General features: G+C 66.7%; 23 protein-coding genes. 13 read left to right on the forward strand and 10 right to left on the reverse strand.

All coding sequences use genetic code 11. The features are described from left to right. Positions 1-225 precede the first annotated feature (225 nt). The 5 genes from P24_RS17315 to P24_RS17335 are packed head-to-tail and all read right to left on the reverse strand — an operon-like array spanning position 226 to position 4,304. Complete coding sequence (locus P24_RS17315) at positions 226-1,860, reverse strand: DNA primase family protein (RefSeq protein WP_083859859.1); 1,635 nt, start codon at positions 1,858-1,860, stop codon at positions 226-228. Continuing rightward, on the reverse strand, positions 1,857-3,026 hold the full coding sequence (locus P24_RS19510) for a CHC2 zinc finger domain-containing protein (RefSeq protein WP_008946048.1): 1,170 nt from the start codon (positions 3,024-3,026) through the stop codon (positions 1,857-1,859). The genes P24_RS17315 and P24_RS19510 overlap by 4 nt, the downstream gene beginning before the upstream one ends. Next, the gene (locus P24_RS17325) at positions 3,023-3,238 is read right to left on the reverse strand and encodes a hypothetical protein (RefSeq protein WP_008946049.1); all 216 of its coding nucleotides are present in this window, start codon (positions 3,236-3,238) and stop codon (positions 3,023-3,025) included. Before P24_RS17325 ends, P24_RS19510 begins: the two co-directional genes overlap by 4 nt. Further along, a complete protein-coding gene (locus tag P24_RS17330) occupies positions 3,235-3,933 on the reverse strand; it encodes a hypothetical protein (RefSeq protein WP_008946050.1) in 699 nt (232 codons plus the stop codon). Before P24_RS17330 ends, P24_RS17325 begins: the two co-directional genes overlap by 4 nt. Beyond that, positions 3,933-4,304, reverse strand: coding sequence for a hypothetical protein (locus tag P24_RS17335; protein WP_156816364.1), 372 nt, complete (start codon positions 4,302-4,304; stop codon positions 3,933-3,935). The genes P24_RS17330 and P24_RS17335 overlap by 1 nt, the downstream gene beginning before the upstream one ends. 98 nt (positions 4,305-4,402) lie before the next feature. Between P24_RS17335 and P24_RS20325 the strand changes: the two genes are divergently transcribed. Continuing rightward, a complete protein-coding gene (locus P24_RS20325) occupies positions 4,403-4,570 on the forward strand; it encodes a hypothetical protein (RefSeq protein WP_192813261.1) in 168 nt (55 codons plus the stop codon). Beyond that, positions 4,567-4,764 (forward strand): helix-turn-helix domain-containing protein, encoded by a 198-nt coding sequence (locus tag P24_RS20330; RefSeq protein WP_008946052.1) that lies wholly within the window; start codon positions 4,567-4,569, stop codon positions 4,762-4,764. The genes P24_RS20325 and P24_RS20330 overlap by 4 nt, the downstream gene beginning before the upstream one ends. A 12-nt stretch (positions 4,765-4,776) precedes the next feature. On the opposite strand, the gene P24_RS17345 is transcribed toward P24_RS20330, so the two are convergent. Genes P24_RS17345 through P24_RS17365 form a run of 5 tightly spaced genes read right to left on the reverse strand, consistent with a single transcriptional unit; the run spans position 4,777 to position 7,180 of the window. Then, positions 4,777-5,451, reverse strand: coding sequence for an SAM-dependent methyltransferase (locus P24_RS17345; protein ID WP_008946053.1), 675 nt, complete (start codon positions 5,449-5,451; stop codon positions 4,777-4,779). Continuing rightward, on the reverse strand, positions 5,451-5,918 hold the full coding sequence (locus P24_RS17350) for a LexA family transcriptional regulator (RefSeq protein ID WP_008946054.1): 468 nt from the start codon (positions 5,916-5,918) through the stop codon (positions 5,451-5,453). The genes P24_RS17345 and P24_RS17350 overlap by 1 nt, the downstream gene beginning before the upstream one ends. Further along, positions 5,918-6,370: a hypothetical protein gene (locus P24_RS17355; protein ID WP_008946055.1), complete on the reverse strand. Its 453-nt coding sequence runs from the start codon at positions 6,368-6,370 to the stop codon at positions 5,918-5,920. The genes P24_RS17350 and P24_RS17355 overlap by 1 nt, the downstream gene beginning before the upstream one ends. Beyond that, the gene (locus P24_RS17360; RefSeq protein ID WP_008946056.1) at positions 6,363-6,896 is read right to left on the reverse strand and encodes a phage regulatory CII family protein; all 534 of its coding nucleotides are present in this window, start codon (positions 6,894-6,896) and stop codon (positions 6,363-6,365) included. Before P24_RS17360 ends, P24_RS17355 begins: the two co-directional genes overlap by 8 nt. A gap of 14 nt (positions 6,897-6,910) precedes the next feature. Beyond that, positions 6,911-7,180, reverse strand: coding sequence for a hypothetical protein (locus P24_RS17365; RefSeq protein WP_008946057.1), 270 nt, complete (start codon positions 7,178-7,180; stop codon positions 6,911-6,913). A 114-nt stretch (positions 7,181-7,294) separates the two neighbouring features. Between P24_RS17365 and P24_RS19515 the strand changes: the two genes are divergently transcribed. From P24_RS19515 to P24_RS17420, 11 genes are all read left to right on the forward strand, one after another. Then, positions 7,295-7,957, forward strand: a complete 663-nt coding sequence (locus tag P24_RS19515; RefSeq protein ID WP_008946058.1) for a LexA family transcriptional regulator — start codon at positions 7,295-7,297, stop codon at positions 7,955-7,957. Positions 7,958-8,040: 83 nt separating this feature from the next. Next, positions 8,041-8,295, forward strand: coding sequence for a hypothetical protein (locus P24_RS17375; RefSeq protein WP_008946059.1), 255 nt, complete (start codon positions 8,041-8,043; stop codon positions 8,293-8,295). A gap of 4 nt (positions 8,296-8,299) precedes the next feature. Further along, the gene (locus P24_RS19520) at positions 8,300-8,737 is read left to right on the forward strand and encodes an HIRAN domain-containing protein (protein ID WP_008946060.1); all 438 of its coding nucleotides are present in this window, start codon (positions 8,300-8,302) and stop codon (positions 8,735-8,737) included. Positions 8,738-8,956: 219 nt separating this feature from the next. Continuing rightward, entirely contained in the window at positions 8,957-9,367 is a 411-nt protein-coding gene (locus P24_RS17385; RefSeq protein ID WP_008946061.1) for a hypothetical protein, read from the forward strand. 37 nt (positions 9,368-9,404) lie between these two features. Further along, positions 9,405-10,397, forward strand: a complete 993-nt coding sequence (locus P24_RS17390; protein WP_008946062.1) for a DUF2303 family protein — start codon at positions 9,405-9,407, stop codon at positions 10,395-10,397. A 125-nt stretch (positions 10,398-10,522) separates the two neighbouring features. After that, positions 10,523-10,891 carry a hypothetical protein gene (locus tag P24_RS17395; RefSeq protein WP_008946063.1) on the forward strand — a complete coding sequence of 123 codons (369 nt, stop codon included), beginning with the start codon at positions 10,523-10,525 and terminating at the stop codon, positions 10,889-10,891. Beyond that, on the forward strand, positions 10,888-11,121 hold the full coding sequence (locus P24_RS17400) for a hypothetical protein (RefSeq protein WP_008946064.1): 234 nt from the start codon (positions 10,888-10,890) through the stop codon (positions 11,119-11,121). The genes P24_RS17395 and P24_RS17400 overlap by 4 nt, the downstream gene beginning before the upstream one ends. Further along, positions 11,118-11,411, forward strand: coding sequence for a hypothetical protein (locus P24_RS17405; RefSeq protein ID WP_008946065.1), 294 nt, complete (start codon positions 11,118-11,120; stop codon positions 11,409-11,411). The genes P24_RS17400 and P24_RS17405 overlap by 4 nt, the downstream gene beginning before the upstream one ends. A 2-nt stretch (positions 11,412-11,413) precedes the next feature. Continuing rightward, positions 11,414-12,205: a hypothetical protein gene (locus P24_RS20425; RefSeq protein ID WP_008946066.1), complete on the forward strand. Its 792-nt coding sequence runs from the start codon at positions 11,414-11,416 to the stop codon at positions 12,203-12,205. 2 nt (positions 12,206-12,207) lie between these two features. After that, positions 12,208-12,825, forward strand: a complete 618-nt coding sequence (locus tag P24_RS17415; protein ID WP_008946067.1) for a hypothetical protein — start codon at positions 12,208-12,210, stop codon at positions 12,823-12,825. A 5-nt stretch (positions 12,826-12,830) separates the two neighbouring features. Beyond that, on the forward strand, positions 12,831-13,721 hold an 891-nt coding region (locus P24_RS17420), incomplete at its 3' end, for a DUF5131 family protein (RefSeq protein ID WP_008946068.1).

Consider the following 13,721-nt stretch of genomic DNA (forward strand, 5'->3'; position numbering starts at 1 on the left):
CCTTCCATCGCCATTAACCGTTACAACTCAAATGCTTACGCTTACTTTGGAGGGTTTGGATAGTTTTCCCCATACATCGCATGAGAAGAAAGACAGGTCTTCGCATGCTCTATACGTGACGCGGGAAACCCTCCAAACCCTCCAACTCTCCAAAGTCATTGATAAACCGTGTCTTTTCCCATGGAGGGTTGTGGAAGGTTGGAGGGTTTGAACGCCACCACCACCCTATCCATGCCCGCCGCTCCCATCGTCCGGGGTCCGGGGTTCCTCCTTCTGGCGCAATTCGATGCCGCGCCAGTACATCACCCCGTACTTCTCGCTTTCCATGCCCCGGTCCCGCAGCCGCCGCCCGAACAGCGTGGCGCTGATCGGCTCCGCCGCATTCTCCCGGCACCAGTCGCAATAGCGGCCATACAGTATGGTGGCCTGCACCCGCGCGCCCGGCACCTTCTCCGTCTCGTCATTCAGGAACTGCCCCAGCTGATCGCTTTCCGCCCGGTATTGCTCGGTGGCCGCCGCCACGCTGGCCGGCGGCATCAGCCCATGTTCCAGCACCTCGCGCGCGCCCTCGATAAGCCAGTTCAGCACGCCGCTGGCCTCCGCCCGCAGCTTGTCCTTCAGCTTGCGGTCGCGCCGTTCCTTCGGGATCTGCACGGTGAAGGGCACCAGGTGGATGCGCCGCCAGATGCCCTCATCCTGCCCCCGGATGGTCGGCTTGTGGTTGCCGGCCAAGGTCAGCTTGAATTCCGGGGTGAACTCGAAGAACCCCTTGTTGAGGTTCCGCGCCTTGATGCTCTCGTCGCCGGTCAGCGTCTTCACCAGCGATTCGGAAAACCGCACCCCGGCTTCCGGCTCGCTGGCCAGCACCATGCGCGCCCCCGGCAGCTGCGCGATATCCGGCGTCGCCTCGCCGCCGCGCTTGCGGTCATCGTGATAGAGCGACGCAAAATTCAGCGTCATCGCATAGTCGCCCAGTATCCAAAGCAGCAACTCGACCAGCGTGGACTTGCCGTTGGCACCCGTCCCATACAGGAAGACCAGGCACTGTTCGACAGTCAGCCCGGTCAGGCAGTATCCGAACCAGCGCTGCAGAAAGGCCCGCACATCCGCATCGGGCAGGATTTCCGCCATGAAGCTATCGAAGATCGGGCAGGCAGCGTCCGGGTCATATTTTACCCGCGCCACCTTGCTGATCAGGTCGGCGGGATCGTGCGCCCGCATGCCGGCGGCAGGCATGTCCGGTACCCGCTCCGCCGCCAGGTTCAGCGTGCCGTTCGGCAAATTCAGCAGCCAGGGGCTGGAATCCAGTTCGGTCACCCGCGCCGACAGGTAGGGCGCTGCCTGTTCCAGAAGCGCTTTCAGTTTCGGCGCGTTGCCGCTGGTGCTGGCCCAGCGCCGGTGCGCATCCACCCGCTTGACGAATTCGGCGATGGTCTCTTCCTGCTCGATGACCGCGCCGGTTTCCTTGTCGGTCACCAGCACCCGGCCCGGCCCTTCCAGCGCCAGGGCGCGGGCCTCGCCGAAGATGGCCCGGCTGGTGCGGTGTCCCAGCTTCTGGGCTTCGATCTCGCCGCGCTGCATATCCCAGCGCGTCCCGTCCCACCAGTGCCAGCCAACATCGATCACATAGAGCAGCACGCCGCCGAAGCGCCGCCGCAGCCGCTCGGCATTGCCGATATCGTTGCGCAACAGCCGGCACAGTTCCAGCTCCGCCGGGTCGGGCTGTTCGCCCTCCGCCTGCCCGTCCTGCCAGATGGTGGCAATCTGGTGCGTCTCGAAGGGCGCCGCGCTGTCCAGCAACCCGCCCTGCGCTTCATCGCGCGCATTCCCTTTTCCGGGGTCCGGGGTTTTTTCCGTCACGCCGCCACCCCCCGGCCGGCGCTGCCGCTGGCCACCAGATCATCCAGAAAATCATTGCCCTCATGGGCGGACAGCCACAGGCGCGGGTGCCGGCGCTGCGCGATGCAGCGATAGGCCAGCCGCAACCCGCCCTCGATACCCGGCCGCCGCCATATGCCGAAGGGACGGCTCTTGCTGGCCTCGAACCGCGCCGAATCATGGTCCATGATGATCAGCGGTCGGGTCACGATTTCCGGCAGCACGATGCCGGCCATGCCGCCCCAGGACAGCGCCGCCCAGCAGCCCTGACCTGGCGTATCGCTCATCACAGCCAGTGCCGTCTCGATGCCCTCGGCAACCGCCAGCCCGGAATAGGCCCGGCACAGCCGCACCGCCCCGCCGCGCACATCGCCCAGCCCCAGCTTGGCACCTTCCTTGGGCGGCAGACCCTCATGCACCCCGGCCTTGCGCCAGCCGCCTTTGCCGTCCGGCGCCAGATAAATGCGCCACACGCCAAGAAGCTGCGCATCGGGCTTCTGGACGGCGGCGACGACCGCCGGCAGCGGGCGCCAGCGCAGCATCGGGTGCGGCACGGCAGGATGGAAGCGTAAGCTGACCGGCAGGTCGCAGGTGATACCGCGCCCCCGGAAATAAACCTCTCCCGGCGTGCCGCCGATCCGCTGCGCCCCGCGCCACAGCTCCAGCGCATAGGCGATGCGCTTCGCCAGCGACTGGCGCTGTTCTTCCTCCCGCGCCCGCCGTGCCGCCGCCCAGGCCGCTGCTTCCGGGCCGCCCATAACCTTAGTTGTTCCAGCGGCGCGCAAGCGCCGGGCGGCGGCATTTTCAGGCTTTGAAACTGCATCCGTTAAATGGCCGCTGGCGGGCTGTGTCCACTGTCGGGTGTCCACGCCCGCCAGATCGCCCGCGCGCGCCACAGCGGCCCGGAAATCCAGACCCTCATTTTCGGCCAGCCAGCGGAAAATATCGCCATGCGCGCCGCAGCCGAAACAGTGATAGAAGCCCTTGCCGTCATTCACGGTGAAGGATGGCGACCGCTCATTGTGGAACGGGCACAGGCCGGTATGGTCGGCCCCGGTGCGCTTGAGGCGCACATGCCGCCCGATGATGCCGGAAAGCGGCAGCCGGTCGCGGATCGCCTGCAGGATATGCTCCGGCACCCGGCTCACAGCAGTTCCCCCTGCTTACCCACCGGCCGGCGCTCATGCGCCACCGCGCCACTCTCCGCCGGACGGTGATCACGGCAGTACCAGCGGCCCAGCAGGCCCTCGCGCAAGGCAACGTCATAGCCATAGGAAGCCGGCCCGCCGCACTGGCGGCAGCGATGCTGCAGGGGCGCGGCATGGGGCTTGCCCGGCTTGATGGTGAAGTGGGCGCTCATGCGGCGCACTCCCCGACCTGCGCCATGGCAAAGCCGCCCCACTGATCAGCCAGCGCATTGGCCATGCCGGGGAAGAACCGGCTGCGCTCATGACCGCGATTCGCGCCCGGCGGCATGCGCCAGACGCGGTTCCACTGCTTCCAGGCCTCCGACCCTTTCGGCGGTTCCGGCAGACGTTCGGTTTCGCGCAGTGCCGGCAGGCCACGCAGATACCAGCCCGTCGCCTTGTATTCGGGATGGCCGAACCAGAAGGGCTGCACCATCTGCGGGCGCGGCACATCCGCCGGCAAACGCGCCCGCGCAATATCGTGCATTTCGGGGTTCTCGATCGCCACCCGCGCGACCGGCGCACGCCAACAGGCGATGAAGAGATCAAGCCCGGCCTCGAATTCGGCCCGCATGTCCGCCCAGCTGCGGCCCTTCGGCAACTGCTTTGGCGGCGTCATATGGCCCGGCCCGGACAGCCAGCGCCGGCCAGACCGGCACAGCCGTGTGCAGGGCGGATGGGCAACAACCAGCAGATCCCAGCCATCGTCCAGATGATCGCGCACATCGCCAACGATATGCCGGTTGCTGCCATCCTCCGCAGGCAGCAGGTCGCAGGACCAGGCATCATGGCCACGCGTCAGGAAGGCGTTACGCACGGTGCCGGAAAACTCGCAGCCCACAAGCACGCGCAGGGAAGTGACAGCCATCACCCCGCCCTCCCTGCCGCACGATGGGCCACACACGCTTCCGCCCGCCGCAACAGGTCGGCGCTGGCCGCCTCGATCACCCGCGCCGTGCGGGCGATCGCCTGCGACTCGGCCAGAAACTCCCTGGCAGACCGCACCGCGTCCGCCGTCTGGAAGCTAGCGGCCTCCGCGCCCGTGCCATAGCCGATGCGCCATTGCCGCACGATCGCCCGCCGAGTCTCCGCCGGCAGCGCCCGCCAGTGCGCGCGGCAGAACGGCAACTCGACCGAGGCCGCCTCGCGGCAGCCCGCCGCCCCGCAGACCGGCCGAACCCTTGCCATGACCGAGGGGATATGCGCGGCGGCGCCCATCACCCCGCCCTCCGAAAACACTGCGAAATCAGACCGGTAAGACTTGAAACTGTGCCATTGGCATAGTATATACAAGGGACAGAAAACGAGTTGCCCTCGAAAAGGAAAGGAACCCGGAAATGACCCCGAAAATGCACATCACCTGGAATGTTCTGGAGCGCGCCAAGGATGCCGGCGACGAAATGGTGATCGCGGCCTGTCGCCGCCTGATTGTTGCCAACAGGCTGGCCCGCCGCTCCGATGCCCTGGCGGCAGATTACCGGCTGGTGCTGGAGTTCTACGAGTGACGGCGGAAGAGTTCGCGGCATGGCGCCAGCGGCTTGGGCTGACCCAAGCCGCTGCGGCCCGCGTGCTGGGGCTGTCGGTCCGGCCGGACGGCACCACATCCGATGCGGTGCGGCATTATGAGCGCGGCACCCGCGCCGTGCCGGAACCGGTGGCACTGCTGTGCCGCTATTTCGAGCGTTATGGCGCGCTGTAAAACCGGCACCCATCACGCCACCTCGCCAGCCGGCACCAGCCGGTAATCCTCCGGGCGTTCCAGCCGCTTGCGGCAGGGTGAAATCCACGCCAGTGCCGGCGCCGCATTGAAAGAAACAGAGCGATGCTGCAGCCAGATCATCCAGCAATAGCTGGTGGCGCTGGCCGCATCTGGGTCCACCCGGCCCTTGACCATCGGCACCCGCTCGCAGAAAGGCAGCACCCAGGCCGGCGGATGCTGGCTGAACAGCTCGGCATGCCGTGTCACCCCTTCCAGGAAGGCCGTCCGCACCAGTAGTGCAAAGCCTTCGCGCGCCAGACCGGCGGCACGAAGGGCGAATTCGGCGGCCTTGTTGAAGGGCGGGTTCGTGATAATCCAGTCGGGGTTGTCCAGCGGGGCGGGCGCATCCAGCAGCGTGCCGGCGGACAGGAAGTCATGCACAGTGCCGAAGCCGTAATCGTGAATGTCGCTGGCCACCACCTGCGCGAAATACTCGCCCAGCGGTCGCGCCATATGGCCCTCTCCGCAGGCCGGCTCCCATACCGTATCGCCGGAGATATCTCCCCATTGGTTCAGATGCTCGCACAGCGCGCGGGTTGCCCAGGGCGGCGTCGGAAAGTAATCCAGCCCGTCCGGCGCTTCCTTGCGCTGCTGCATCACGGCGGATGACCGGTTCGGTGCGCCCATCACAGCACCACCCGGTAGCCGGCATCCAGGTCGCCGGCCCGCCAGCCATCGGTGCCCTTGCAGGATCCGCAGACGCGGTTGTGCTTGCCGTCGCTGTCGAAAGGATTGCCGCAGCACAGGCAGATGCGCTGCTGTTTTGCCTTGCGCGCCGCCCGGTGGCGTTTTCGCGTGGCCTCGCCGCCCGCCGCACCGCCGGCTGCCTTCAGCGCGGCCACCCCGGCCACCCGCATGCGCGCGATATCGGCGCCGGGCGCCAGCCTTATGCCGGGGTCGCGCTGGGTGCCGCGCAGCAGCCATTTCTTGCGCGCGCAGATGGTGACCCGGTCATAGATTGACCCGTAGGCCTGGTCCAGCACCGTCGCCAGCTGCAGCACGCTGGGCCAGCCGCCCGTCTCGGCATGCCAGTCGGCGACACAGCGCACCAGCCGGGCCTGCAGCGGCGTCAGCTCGCCCAGATGCGCGCCCATCAGCTGGCCCTACCCTGCACCGGGGCGTTAACGATTTCCGTAAGATAATGGGCGGCGATGAGCAGCGCATTCGGGCCGGTCGTGACGTGATTGCCTAACACACTGACCTGACAGACAGAAAGCAGCAGCAGCGCGGCGATACCCGCGCGCTCACTCTCATGCTGCCAGCTTCCCGGCCATTTCCCGGCGCCTACCAGCAGGCCAGTCACTTTGCTCGGCGGCAGCCGCCGCTGCACCGAAGCCCGTGCCGGTTTCGGCTTCATGGCCGGGGTGGTGCAACGCTGCATGCGGTTGAGGTACGCCACCGCCCGTGCCAGGTCGGTACGCACCGGCACGCCAAAGCGCCCGGCGCACACCACCGCCTCGAAGGCCGCCGCCAGGTAATAGGGCAGCCGGTAAGCCTCGATAACCTCATAGACCCCGGCATGGTCGAGTGACACCGCCTTACCCATGGCCGCCACCCTCACCTTCGATGATCACCTTCAGGTCGCCGCGCAGATGCGCCAGCGCCGCCATCAGCCGGTCAGCGATCGGCACCATGCGCGCCGCCTCGCGAGGATCGACGCGGCCAGGGCTTTCCGGCCCGGCCAGCGCCGCGCCGTAGTCGGCAAACAGCTTGCTGGCGGCCTCACCCAGCGCCGCGAAGTCGCGCGCCACATCGCCGCCATCGGCAACGGGCAGCCACAGCACCACCCCGCCCATCTCGGCGGCCAGGAACTCGGTTACCGGCGCAAATCCTGCGATGCGCTGTAGGGTCATCACACGATGCACCGGCATGGTGCGCGCCGGCTCCGCCGGGTCAGTCCAGCGCTGCACATGCGTCTGGCTGCAGCCCAGATGCTCCGCCGCCACCGGCGTGCCGCCCACGGCCGTCACCAGCAGGCTGGTCGCGGCCTTCACGCTCCCGGCGGGCCGGGGCTTGTAGGGGGTGCGCCCGGTGGTGCTGGCAGCGCGGTCAGGAAGCGGGGTTTTCGGCATGTCTGTACCCCCTGTCATTCCGCCGCGCGGGGCGGCAGATTGTCGGTATGAGACAGATTCTCCGCAGCACCCGCCCCCACTGGCATCGCCCGCAGCTGCGCCGCCGCATCCTGTTCGGCAATCCAGGCCAGTGCGCGCTCGGCGATGCGGATGGTGACGCGGCCGGCGCGCAGGCGCTGCACGAAGGTCCAGTCATTGACGGCACGATTGCCGAAATGCGCCTCGGACAGGCCGGTGCGGCGCAGATAGGCTTCGACGGGGGCAAGGAAGCTGTCTCGGTTCATAGCCCGGATGATGCACGGATGTATCCGTGGCATCAAGCGGTTATTTCCGCCGTGCATTCCTGTATGTTTTAACGGATACTTCCGCCCATGACGGACAATGACTTAGCAAAAACGATGCGCGCCATTCTGGCCCGCCAGGGTCGGTCGGGTGAGGAAGTCGCCCAGGCCGCCGGGCTGGGTCGCAGCGCCGTGAACGACATTCTGGCGGGCCGGTCGAAGCGCCCGCGCTATGACACGCTGCTACGCATCGCCAAGGTGTTGAACGTACCGGTCGAACAGCTGACCGGCGAAGAAACGGTTTTTTCCAAGGCGCTTGACGCCAACGCAGCATGGACGGATGCGCACAAGGCCAACCCGGACAGCCCCGTCACCGTGCCTGCCCCACCGCCCGGCGCGCGGGATCTGCCGGTGCTGGGGGAGGCTCGCGGCGGCGAGAACGGGTTCTTTCTGACGAACGGCGAGGTGCTGGCCTATGCCGAACGCCCGCCCGCCCTGCGCAATGTCCGCCACGCCTATGCCCTGGTGATGCGCGGCACCAGCATGGAACCGCGCTACTTCGAGGGCGAACTTCTGTGCATCCACCCCTTACGCCCGGTGCATCGCGACAATTTCGTGCATATAGAGCTGCACGATGGGCGAAGCTACGTGAAGCAGTTCCTGCGCCGCGATGACGAATGGCTGTGGCTCCGCCAGCTGAACCCGGAAGCGACTGTCCAGTTCCGCAATGTGGACATCAAGCATTGCCGTCGCATCATCGCCACGGCGGAAGACTGGTAGCACCCGCCGCTTGCCCGCGCCCCTTGGTTGCGCCACCATGCCCGGTACTGCCAACCACCGGGCAGCAGCAAGGGGAGAGGATCATGGACCTGCTGATTCTATGGCTGGTCGCGGCTGCCGCCGTCGCCGGCATCGCCGGGCTTAAGCACCGCACCGTCTGGAAATGGTTCTTCTACGGCTTCATGATATGGCCGGTCGCCCTCATCCATGTTTTGCTGACCGGCATCAACAAGCCCTGCCCGCACTGCGCCACGAACATCCCCCGCGCCGCGAAGATTTGCCCGAACTGCCGCAGTGAACTGGCGGCCCGACCAGTGGCGGGCAGCGAGAGGGCCTGACCACATGCCCGGCCTGCTGGCCCGGCTCCGCCGCGCCTTTTTCGGCCGCGCTCCATATCACATCGGCACGCTGCCCACGGTGCCGATGGATCGGTACCGCGCCTTGCGCTACACCGCCGTCCATGGCGAAAGCTTCCGCAATCCCGATGGCGTGTCGCGGCAGGACATCCTGCGCATTGTCAAGCAGGGTGACAGCGTCGCCATCGTGCCGGAACCAGACAATCCCTACGATCCTGATGCCGTGCGTATCATCACCGAATGGGGAATGGTGGGGTACATCCCGCGCGAGGATTCCGCCGAAGTCGCGGCAGATATCGCCGCCGGACGGATCGCCCAGATAGGCACCATCGTCGCCGTTCATGGCGGCAGTCCCGGCCAGCCTGGGCGCGGTCTGGTCGTGCAACTCTACCGGAAGCGCAAGCGGCCACTTAAAACTTCCTGACGGACACCGCCACGGAGATATCCGTTTTACGCCTTGACTGACGGATATTTCCGTGATTACCCTGCCTCGCATCGGCGGATATTTCCGGCGAACGCGACACGGCCGGCGTTAAACGGGCCTGATTACAGACAGGAAAGGGCCTATCCGCTTTATCGGTTGCGGGGGGCGGGCCTGCGAACCCGCCCCCACCAGCCGCCCGAAAGCGGGCCGGCGCATCCCATGGCGAAGAACCCTGACACCCCGCCGGCCCCGCCGGCTTCTGCTGACGCCAACCCCGAAATCCTCCGCAGCTTCGGCCAGTTCCTGCAGACGCAGGAAGATGGCGACCTGCACCACGCCCTGACCGAGGCGCTGCAGCAGATCGTAACCGAACTGGTGGACGCACAGCTCAACCAGGGCGGCAAGCCGAAGGCCGGCCTCACCCTGAAGCTGAATTTCAAGCTGGATGCGGGCGTGCTGGAAGTCACCGGCGATTTCACCACCACCCTGCCGAAGGCCGCGCGCGGCCGCTCGGTGTACTGGACGCTGGAAGGCGGCCAGCTCTCCCGCTCCAACCCGCGTCAGTTCTCGATGTTCCGTGACGTCAGCCACCAGACGCAGGTGCGCGACGTCACCGGTACCGGCGACTAAGCGGCTTCCCCCCTCTCCAGATTAAGGACCGATTCTCATGGCTACCAGTACCCACCCTGTTGAAGTTCAGCTGACCGACAATATTGCCAAGACTGTCGCCGACCTGGTGAAGACGCTGCACAACCCGCAGCTCGTCACGGTCACCGATGGTGCCACCAGCGCCCCTGCTGCTCTGATCCCGCGCGGCATGGAACTGCAAAGCGTCGAGGGTATGCTTGGCTCCTACCGCGAGCGCCCGCGCCGCCGCCGGGGCACCGCCAGCTTCACCGATCTGGACTCGCTTATCGCCCATGCCAACCGCTTCAAGGGCGAACACAGCGCGCTGTTCGCGATCGATGACCGCAAGGCCCCGCAGCTGATCTCCGTCATCAACTACAACCAGGCCGGTTTCGATGGTGCGCCTGAACACGCCGACCATCGTGGCCATTACCACTTCCCCCTGTCCGACGAATGGAAGGCATGGGATGCCGTCAACGGCAGGATGCTGGAGCAGGGCGAGTTCGCGGAGTTTATCGAGGACCGTATCGGCGATGTCACCGCCGCCCCGACCGAGGCCGCCGACCCCAGCTTTGCCAAGGGCCGCAGCGATGGCGAAGGCCAGCGTTCCAGCAACCTTGCCGACTTGCAGAAGCTGCTGGGCGGCACCTGGGCGGGCCAGTCCACCCTTATGGATATGTCGCGCGGCATGAAGATCAACGAGGCCGCCCGCGTGAAGCAGGCCACCAACTTGCAGACCGGTGAAGTGCAGGTCCAGTACGAGACCGAACACAAGGATCAGGACGGCGCACCGGTGAAGGTGCCGAATATGTTCCTGATCATCATCCCGGTTTTCCACAACGGGCCGCTGTACCGCATCGCGGTGCGGCTGCGCTACCGCCTGCGCGAAGGCCGCATCAGCTGGGCCATGCAGATGTACCGGCCTGACCTGGTCTTCGATGACGCCTTCAAGGAAGGCTGCAACCGGGCCGCCCAGGCGACCGAACTGCCGCTGTTCATCGGCAAGCCGGAGACCGCCGGCGGCCCGGCCTGATCCCCACCCGCCGCCGCGCCACCGGCCCCCTGGACAGCGCGTCGGCGGCGGCAGCCCCCGGACGGCCCCCACTCCCTGCCCGTCCGGGGGCGCCCTTCTCCCTGACGGTGAAAGGAACAAGCATCATGACCGCGATCATCGACACCCACCCGGACGGCGGCTTCATCGCCACGGTGGACGGCAACCAGGTCGGCCCGCGCGCCGACACGCTGGGCGAGGCCATCGCCACTGCCGAATATCTTCTGCGCGGCCCGCTCACCCTGACCGAGGCCGCCCGCGCCCATACGCCCCACCACGGCAAGACGGATGCGGAGGCCATCGAACTGCTGGCCCGCACCATGGTCGAGATCGAGGCCGCGCAGGGCAGCGTGCTGTACAGCCACTTGTACCAGATGGGCTGGCCGCCCGCCGCCATCGACCGCCTGACCTACAAGGCCCGCATTCGCGCCGAACAGATCAAGGCCGCGCGCGAAAACACCGGGAGGGCGGCATGAGCCTGCACCTTGTGAAGGAGTCCGGGCCGGAACTGTTCACCGTGAACAGCCTCGCGCCGCACCTGCATCCGGGCGCGGCATGCCGCCACTTCTCCCGGCCCGTTGTCATCCTGATGCCGCCGCTGACCGGCAGCGGCCATGCGCTGGTTCGCTATCAGGATGGCGTGCGCGAAGCCGCATGGGTCGATCCCTGGGAACTGTTTCGTCTTCGGGAAAGGACCACCCCATGAACCCCGCAAACGCCAACACCCCCACCCCGCCGACCGGCGAAGCGCCACGCACCATCACCCAGCGCCTGCTGGCGATCGCCGGGTCCATCGTCACCATCATCGGCAGCGTGGCGCTGCTGCTGGTGGCGGTATCGATCGCCATGGGCGTGGCCGCGCTCGCCTTCGGCTTCCTGGCGGCGCTGCTGGGCCTGTCCGCCTATGCCGGCCTGCTGGCCGGCGCCATTGCCGGCGGCCTCGCCTGCGCCGAACTGCTGCGCCAGGCCGCGCAGCAGAACAAGAAGGAGTCCTGATCATGGCCACCCTTCCCGCTCCCCTCCGTCGCCTGCTGCTGCGCACCCTGCGCGCCACGGTCGCTGCCCGCAGGCCGCCCGACAAGATCATCGGCGGCGAGGACGATCCCTACATCCGCCGCTGGCATGTCATCCCCCGGAACCACTGGTTCAACCTGTACCTGCACAACCAGGTCCGCAGCGACGATGACCGCGCCCTGCACGATCACCCCTGGCCGAACATCAGCCTGGTGCTGGAAGGCGGCTATCTCGAACACCGCCCGGCCTTCCCCGGCCAGTGGCCGCACAACCGGAAGATCGAGGCCGTGTATCGCCCGGCCGGCAGCATCGTGGCACGGCCCGCCAACGCCGCCCACCGGCTGGAACTGCTGGCCCGCGCCTTCGGCGGTGACAAGACCGTGCTGCAGCACAGCTGGTCGCTCTTCATCACCGGCCCGGTGCGCCGGCCCTGGGGTTTCTGGTGCCCGCAGGGCTGGGTGTTCTGGCAGGACTTCTCGGACCCCACCGGGCTGAAGCCCGGCAAGGGCTGCGGCGAGGATGCACCGATCGGCGTTCCCGCTGCCGATATGAAGGTCGTGGAAGAGTACCGCTCGGACCTGTTCCCCGGCAGCCGGCGCTTTGTCCGCCAGCAGACCACCGACCGCGTTACCGAACTGCTGGAAGCCAACAACCGCGAAGTCGAAAGGCGGCGGGAAGCGGAACGGATCGTGCGGTTCCTGCTGCTGAACACCCGTCTTGATGATCTGGATTCGGCCTGCGTTGAGGAAATCCGCCGGCAGTACGGGAGTGCCTGACCATGGGCACCGGCATCTATGCCCAGTACGGCATCGAACCGCGCAGGAAGGTGGTCGCCGGCAAGACGCTCCACACACTGCGCATCACTGACCCCTGGAAAGAGGTCAGTGAGGAAATCAGCAACGCCGTCCACATGCCGCCCGAACAGGCCACCCAGAAGTTCGAGGCCATGGGCTGGTCGCGCAAGGGTAAGCGCTGGCGGGCGCCGGCACCGCCGAAGCCCGCAGCCGTGACAGCACCGCCCCGTCAGGAGAAGGAGAAGATCACCATGCCCCGGCCAGAAGCAGCCCCACCGCGCCCCACGCCGCCGCCGGCAGCACATAACGCCACCGCCGACAGCCCTACGCCCAAGCTGGTGCGCCAGGTCATGGCGCTGCTGGAAGCGCACTTCGATGAAGAGACCGGCATTTGGCGCAACGGCTACTCTGACGCCCGCATCGCGCGCGAGACCGAAGCCAGCGTCGAAATGGTCGCCGGCACCCGTCGCGCCGCCTTCGGCGAGGAACGCGACATCGCCGAATTGCAGGCGATGAAAACCGAAGTCGGCGTGCTGCGCGGCATGGTCGAGGATCTGGAATCCCGCATCGCCCGCGCCCTCAACCCCGCCGGCAAGCGGTGATCGCCATGGGCGCGAACACTGCTATCGAGTGGACGGACGCAACCGTCAATTTCTGGTGGGGCTGTACGAAGGTCGGCCCAGGTTGCGATATCTGCTATGCGGAGAAGGTCGCAGAACGCTTCGGCGGCCCTCATTGGGGCACCAGCAAGCCGCGCCGCAAGATCAAGGGCGCCGTCGCGCTCATGCACCGGCTCGACAATGATTACTCATGGTGGGCTGCCGATCACCAGATCGGCGGTTATCACGCCACGATCAGCCGCCGCGTGTTCGTGCAATCCATGTCCGATCTGTTCGATCTGGAAGCGCCGCTGCCATGGTTCGATGAAGCATGGCGCACCATCCATGCCTGCAACAGGCTTTATCTCCAGATCGTCACCAAGCGGCTGTCCGCCATCGAAAAGCGGCTTACCGAAATCGGCGCGACATGGCCCGCCCATGCCGGCCTGATTGTCAGCGTCACCTCGCAGAGCGAAGCCGACCGGGATATCCCGCGCCTGCTGCAGCTCATGGAGCGGCACAATATCCCCTGGATCGGCATATCCGCCGAACCGCTGCTAGGCCCCATCACCCTGCCGCCGGAATTCCTTGCCCTCGGTAAGCGGGCGCAGGTCATCGTCGGCGGCGAGAGCGGCCCGAAGGCCCGCCCCATGCACCCGGATTGGGTCAGGGCGCTGCGCGACCAGTGCGTGGCGGCTGGCGTGGCTTTCTTTTTCAAACAGTGGGGGGAGTGGGAAGTGTTGCTGGACCGTGATCGCGATGACCCGGACTGGCGCGCTGATTACAGCCGAAACTGTGCCGATCACGGCAAATCGAAGTGGCTCAATCTGGCCGGCGGCCGCGGCTTCCACGGTGAACGCTTCCACGTCATGCGCCGAGTCGGCAAGAAGCGCGCCGGC

This window comes from Oceanibaculum indicum P24, assembly GCF_000299935.1.
Lineage (GTDB): Bacteria > Pseudomonadota > Alphaproteobacteria > Oceanibaculales > Oceanibaculaceae > Oceanibaculum > Oceanibaculum indicum.

What these genes read in the sequence shown, in the direction of transcription:
- P24_RS17325 (WP_008946049.1), bottom strand. Translation starts at nt 3,238, where the DNA reads ATGAGCGCCCACTTCACCATCAAGCCGGGCAAGCCCCATGCCGCGCCC.
- P24_RS17330 (WP_008946050.1), bottom strand. Translation starts at nt 3,933, where the DNA reads ATGGCTGTCACTTCCCTGCGCGTGCTTGTGGGCTGCGAGTTTTCCGGC.
- P24_RS20325 (WP_192813261.1), top strand. Translation starts at nt 4,403, where the DNA reads ATGACCCCGAAAATGCACATCACCTGGAATGTTCTGGAGCGCGCCAAG.
- P24_RS17345 (WP_008946053.1), bottom strand. Translation starts at nt 5,451, where the DNA reads ATGGGCGCACCGAACCGGTCATCCGCCGTGATGCAGCAGCGCAAGGAA.
- P24_RS17350 (WP_008946054.1), bottom strand. Translation starts at nt 5,918, where the DNA reads ATGGGCGCGCATCTGGGCGAGCTGACGCCGCTGCAGGCCCGGCTGGTG.
- P24_RS17355 (WP_008946055.1), bottom strand. Translation starts at nt 6,370, where the DNA reads ATGGGTAAGGCGGTGTCACTCGACCATGCCGGGGTCTATGAGGTTATC.
- P24_RS17360 (WP_008946056.1), bottom strand. Translation starts at nt 6,896, where the DNA reads ATGCCGAAAACCCCGCTTCCTGACCGCGCTGCCAGCACCACCGGGCGC.
- P24_RS17365 (WP_008946057.1), bottom strand. Translation starts at nt 7,180, where the DNA reads ATGAACCGAGACAGCTTCCTTGCCCCCGTCGAAGCCTATCTGCGCCGC.
- P24_RS19515 (WP_008946058.1), top strand. Translation starts at nt 7,295, where the DNA reads ATGCGCGCCATTCTGGCCCGCCAGGGTCGGTCGGGTGAGGAAGTCGCC.
- P24_RS17375 (WP_008946059.1), top strand. Translation starts at nt 8,041, where the DNA reads ATGGACCTGCTGATTCTATGGCTGGTCGCGGCTGCCGCCGTCGCCGGC.
- P24_RS19520 (WP_008946060.1), top strand. Translation starts at nt 8,300, where the DNA reads ATGCCCGGCCTGCTGGCCCGGCTCCGCCGCGCCTTTTTCGGCCGCGCT.
- P24_RS17385 (WP_008946061.1), top strand. Translation starts at nt 8,957, where the DNA reads ATGGCGAAGAACCCTGACACCCCGCCGGCCCCGCCGGCTTCTGCTGAC.
- P24_RS17390 (WP_008946062.1), top strand. Translation starts at nt 9,405, where the DNA reads ATGGCTACCAGTACCCACCCTGTTGAAGTTCAGCTGACCGACAATATT.
- P24_RS17395 (WP_008946063.1), top strand. Translation starts at nt 10,523, where the DNA reads ATGACCGCGATCATCGACACCCACCCGGACGGCGGCTTCATCGCCACG.
- P24_RS17400 (WP_008946064.1), top strand. Translation starts at nt 10,888, where the DNA reads ATGAGCCTGCACCTTGTGAAGGAGTCCGGGCCGGAACTGTTCACCGTG.
- P24_RS17405 (WP_008946065.1), top strand. Translation starts at nt 11,118, where the DNA reads ATGAACCCCGCAAACGCCAACACCCCCACCCCGCCGACCGGCGAAGCG.
- P24_RS20425 (WP_008946066.1), top strand. Translation starts at nt 11,414, where the DNA reads ATGGCCACCCTTCCCGCTCCCCTCCGTCGCCTGCTGCTGCGCACCCTG.
- P24_RS17415 (WP_008946067.1), top strand. Translation starts at nt 12,208, where the DNA reads ATGGGCACCGGCATCTATGCCCAGTACGGCATCGAACCGCGCAGGAAG.